The organism is Protofrankia sp. CiP1_Cm_nod3 (assembly GCF_982290655.1).
On the sequence record NZ_CEVIVD010000237.1, the window covers coordinates 1 to 4,453 of the forward strand.

Genomic DNA, 4,453 nt, shown 5'->3' on the forward strand with positions numbered 1-4,453 from the left:
ATCGCAACATCCGCAATCCCTGCACACGGGCCGGTGTCGGCGGCGAGCTGCACCAACTGCTACCACTACCGGACAAGGTCAAGGTGGACGCGCTGCTGGAAACCCCTGACGGCCGTGTCGTCGGGATCGAGGTCAAAGCCGGCGCCACCGTCCGCACCGAGGACCTCGCCGGCCTGCGCCACCTCGCGAACCTGCTCGGCCCACGCTTCGTAGCCGGCTACGTCCTCTACACCGGCCAACAAACCCTGCCCTTCGGCGACCGCCTCTGCGCTCTCCCCTCGACGCCCTGTGGAACCTGACCCCCTGATGACCCACCTGGCCCCGCGAGTCCGGTGAGGTCGTTCTCGCGGACCGGACGGGAACGGGCCGATGAACGACGCACGTTCCGCTTCCTCAGCCAGGCGTTCCCGAATCCTCCAACATCCGGATGCTGCTGGCAGCCGGCATGATCGGCGCTGGAGGTCCCGACGGTTCTCCTGCCTCCGCCTGCTGGCTCACTTCTTCTCGGGATCCGATCCCCGGAAGTATCGTTGCAGGTCGAAGTATGTTCCGAGGAGATCGGGCGGGACGGCCGGCGTCCCGTCCGGGTTGGACGGCATGCGTCCGGAACCCGGATCGACAAGGCCGACGAACAGGTCGATAACGCCGTTTGTCACCTTGTCGAGGATATTTGTCAGACTCGCCAGGTTGGGATCCCGCGCGGCGGGCGTGGTCAAGCCGGCGGTCAGCCTGCGCCCGTTCGCCGCCGAGGCGCGCAGGCTGAGCCCACGTAGCGGGCCGAGTTCCCGGCCGCCGCGTCGTACCCGGTCCGCCAGCTCCGTCGCCGTGATGAGCGTGAGCTGGCCGAGCGCCGAGTCGTCGAAGGCATCGGCCACGGCCCGCGCGAACCGTTCCGGGTCAGGGAGCCGGGTGGCGACCTCTGTGGCGACGAGAACGAACTCGTTGGGATTCGCCCGGAGCATCTCCGCGATCGCGGTGGCCAGCTCCGGGTGGCGGGGCAGAGCGCGACCGAGAACGGTGAGAGTGCTCGCTGCCTGGTCGGCGGAGCAGGCGGACCCCAGCGCACGGGCGAGAGACGGGTCAACCGCCAGCGCGACCGCCGCCAGATACTCGCCATACGCATCGGGCCGGATCGGGCTGAACGCCCATCGGCCCGGATAGAGCGTGCCGAGCGCGTTCTGGCACTGCCGGATCCCTTCGGCGTCGACGCCCAGTATGCCGGGCAGCGCGGCCGACAGGGCTTCCGCCTCCGCGAAGGAGCCGGGCCGCGTGAGTGTCGCCAGGGCGCAGATCTTGGCCGCCAGACCTGTCTGAAGGTCGCCGTCGTGACGGCCGAGCTCACGCCAGCAATGCTGATCGTGTTCCATCAGCGTGGCAAACGGGGCCCGGGAGCTGTGGATATCTCTGAGGGAGGCGTTCAGCGCCGCCGCGTGTACGTCCAGCACCGACTGAAGACGCATGAGATCAGCGGGTGGCGGCACGACGATCGGCCCGGCCTGTCGCAGCTCTGTCCGAAACGCCATGTATGCGGCATCAAAATGGACGCGCCGCGCGTCGGGCCCGGCCGGAAGAGGGGTTATCGACTGGGCCTGGGCCGCTCGGAAAAGGTCGGCGGTCCGCGTGTCGGCCAGCGACTGGAGATCCCGGAGCAGGTACTGGGCGGACCGTGTGAGCAGGAGCAGCCGCCGCGGCGAGGTGCCGGACGCGGCCCCCTCGGCGAGTATGGCAGCGATCAGGGCGGCCTGGTCGAGCCGCGGTTCGGCGCTGTCGACGACCACCATCACCGGGACATCGGCCTCGCGCAGGCACCGGAGCTGGGCCTGGCTCAACGAGGAGTTGACCAGGACCGTCAGCCAGCCCTGCTCGCTCAGCTCCTCGCAGACCCGCATGGCCAGCCGCGTCTTGCCCGATCCAGCCTCACCAGCCAGCAGCCGCGCGGAGAACAAGCCTGGCCCGGCCACCCAGAGATGCAGCGCGGCCCTGTCGCCGCTGAGCTCGACGAAGGGCGCGACGCGGTGTTCGGGCCTGAGCAGCACGCTCGGTGCGCAGATGGCGGTGGCACGGGGCTCGGGATAGGAGAAGAAGATGGCACCATGCCCACTGGCGCCTGGCACATCAGGCTCGGGAAACGACGGCCGGACGGGTACCGCCCTGCCGTCCTGAGGGTAGGGCGGCGCGCAGGTGGGCTTCGCCCGTCCGCCCGAGGCCGCCAGCCCCGCCGCCCACAGCAACTGAAAGCGGGCCTGGTCTTCCGGTTGGCCGAACAGGTCGAACGAGACGACCGGGCCCAGCAACCCGGGCGGCGCACAGTTCGCGACCCGGGCGACGAGAAGCCGGCGGCCACTGCCGGTCGGGTCACGGACCCAGGCAGCCTGCCATTCCGCCTTGCGGTGTTCCGAGCGGATGTAGGCGTCGGAAAGCACCACGATTGTTCGGTCGGACCGTTGAAGGCCGTCGTCGACGCTGGCAACCCAGTTGGAGCCGGGAACGGAGTCCCAGGCCCGGATCTGGACCTGGTACCCGGCATCTTCCAGCGCCCAGGCGATCCACTCTGCCCAGGCCCGGTCCGCCTGCGCGTACGACACGTAGAAGTCGTAGCTCTCGTAGCCGCTCGTGCCGTCCGCGCCGCCGCCTATGGTCACCTCGCCAGTGTGCCACCGGCACAGTCCGTGCTAGTCGGCGACATTATGCGACAAGGGTGTCGCACTGGCACTCGACTGACAGACGGGGCAGTTCGCAGTTGGGGCCGTGGCATGGCGCCACGGCCAGGAATCGACTGTGGCGCGGTTCGCGGTATCAGCGCGGCGCTCACCTCGTGGCGTCTGTCTCGACGATCGGATCTACTGAGCTGGCACCGGAGCGCCAGGCCGGAGACGGGGACTGATGGTCGACGCTACTGGCTGGCAGCCGAGGGTCTGCCGCTATCCAGGGGTGGCTCCAGAACCCGGTTCAGACGAACTTCAGATGCGGGCGAGCTGGGATTGCATCCGCCTCTGCCTCGGGCTTTGATGTCCGGCAGCGGACCGTGCCATCTACGTGTGGTAGACGTCGGCGCGGTGGTCGATACGTACGACGTGGACCATGCGTCTGCGGTCGTCGATGCGGTAGACCACGCGGTAGGCGCCGCGTCTGGCGGCGTGATAGCCGTGTAGCTCGCGGGCCAGTGGTTTGCCGACGCGTTGCGGGTTGTCGAGCAGCGCGCCGGTGACGAACTCGATCACCGCGGCTGCCACGGCGAGCGGCAGCCCGACCGGTGGGCCTTCGGTCAGCGTCCTGTGTGCGGCCGGGGCGAGCGAGAGCCGATAGGCGTCGTCGGTCACCGTTCCCGCTCGACCCGGACGGCGAACGCGCGACGTAGCTCGTCGGCACCGATGGCCTCACCGGCGGCGATGTCCGCCTCGGCCTGACGGATCCGCTCCACCGCGCCTGGCGTGGACAGCAGGTCGAGGGTTTCCTCCAACGCCTCCAGATCCGCGACAGCGAGCATGATCACCTCGGGTCGCCCGTTCCGGGTGATCACCACTCGTTCATGGGTGTCTCGGATCTCGTCCATCACGGCCGACAGCCGTGCCTTTGCATCCGCCAACGGGATCGTCGCCATGACCAGAATAATAGTCACGGGCTACCGAAGCCGCCGGGCAACATCACAGGCGTACTCGAAGAACCGATCACCGCCGTGGTTTGACGCCCGCGTCCGCTGGAGAGCCGGCAACCGCGTCAGGTCATCCGCGTCCCACAAGGTGGAACACCCGGCTGAGCCGCCGGTAGGGATCACGCCGGCCGGCTTCGAGTTCCACCTCGGCGATCCTGGTCAGCTCGTCCTCGTCGTCCTCGTCGTCCCCGTCGTCCCCGTCGTCGAGGGTCATCCAGTCGGTGAACAGCCACACGCCGTACCAGGCCAGCGGGCGAACTCCACGATCAGCGAACAGGCCGGAGAGTTCCTCGACGGTGTCGGCACGCGTGTCCAAACCCAGCACGCCGCACTCCCCCCGGGCGTGGAAGGCGGCCCGCGCGTCGTCCCACCGACGCTCCAGCGCGGGGCGGACGGCAAGGGTCGCCGCGTTGAGCGCCATCACCGAGACGATGCCGTCCACAACGGTGCACGCGCACAGGGCCTCGATCATCGGGGCCGGCTCGGACAGATACATCAACACGCCGTGACACAGCACAGCGGCAAATCGTCGGCCCCGCGTCAGGGCGGGCGCGTCCTCGCCGCTTCCTCGCACCAGCCGGACACGGTCACGAACGTCAGCCGGCTCGGCGGCCAGCCGCCGCTGCGCGGCAGCAAGCATCGCCTCGGACGAGTCGAGCAGGGCCCCAGCGCTGTGAGGATTTGTCGCCGTTCCTGCTCGAATCTGGCCGGCCAGGCCGGAGAGTAGTCGACAATCGTGATCGTGCGATGCTCGACGCCGCCGATAAGCTCTGCCATGGCCCTTATTCGCGTCGACCGATT

At 68.9% G+C, this 4,453-nt stretch carries 5 protein-coding genes and 1 pseudogene; 1 reads left to right on the forward strand and 5 read right to left on the reverse strand.

What is annotated here, in order from left to right; translation table 11 throughout:
* On the forward strand, window positions 1–299 hold a 299-nt coding region (locus tag AC5LUJ_RS23440; protein ID WP_493465796.1), incomplete at its 5' end, for a DUF4143 domain-containing protein.
* 195 nt (window positions 300–494) lie between these two features.
* On the opposite strand, the gene AC5LUJ_RS23445 is transcribed toward AC5LUJ_RS23440, so the two are convergent.
* The 5 genes and pseudogenes from AC5LUJ_RS23445 to AC5LUJ_RS23465 form a co-directional block, all read right to left on the reverse strand.
* On the reverse strand, window positions 495–2,642 hold the full coding sequence (locus tag AC5LUJ_RS23445; RefSeq protein WP_250286968.1) for a TIR domain-containing protein: 2,148 nt from the start codon (window positions 2,640–2,642) through the stop codon (window positions 495–497).
* 390 nt (window positions 2,643–3,032) lie between these two features.
* Window positions 3,033–3,320, reverse strand: coding sequence for a type II toxin-antitoxin system RelE family toxin (locus tag AC5LUJ_RS23450; protein ID WP_445548415.1), 288 nt, complete (start codon window positions 3,318–3,320; stop codon window positions 3,033–3,035).
* The gene (locus AC5LUJ_RS23455) at window positions 3,317–3,619 is read right to left on the reverse strand and encodes a type II toxin-antitoxin system Phd/YefM family antitoxin (RefSeq protein ID WP_250286970.1); all 303 of its coding nucleotides are present in this window, start codon (window positions 3,617–3,619) and stop codon (window positions 3,317–3,319) included. Before AC5LUJ_RS23455 ends, AC5LUJ_RS23450 begins: the two co-directional genes overlap by 4 nt.
* A 103-nt stretch (window positions 3,620–3,722) precedes the next feature.
* Window positions 3,723–4,154 carry a hypothetical protein gene (locus AC5LUJ_RS23460; protein ID WP_250291587.1) on the reverse strand — a complete coding sequence of 144 codons (432 nt, stop codon included), beginning with the start codon at window positions 4,152–4,154 and terminating at the stop codon, window positions 3,723–3,725.
* 38 nt (window positions 4,155–4,192) lie between these two features.
* A pseudogene (locus AC5LUJ_RS23465) lies at window positions 4,193–4,453 on the reverse strand (hypothetical protein); the annotation flags it as partial.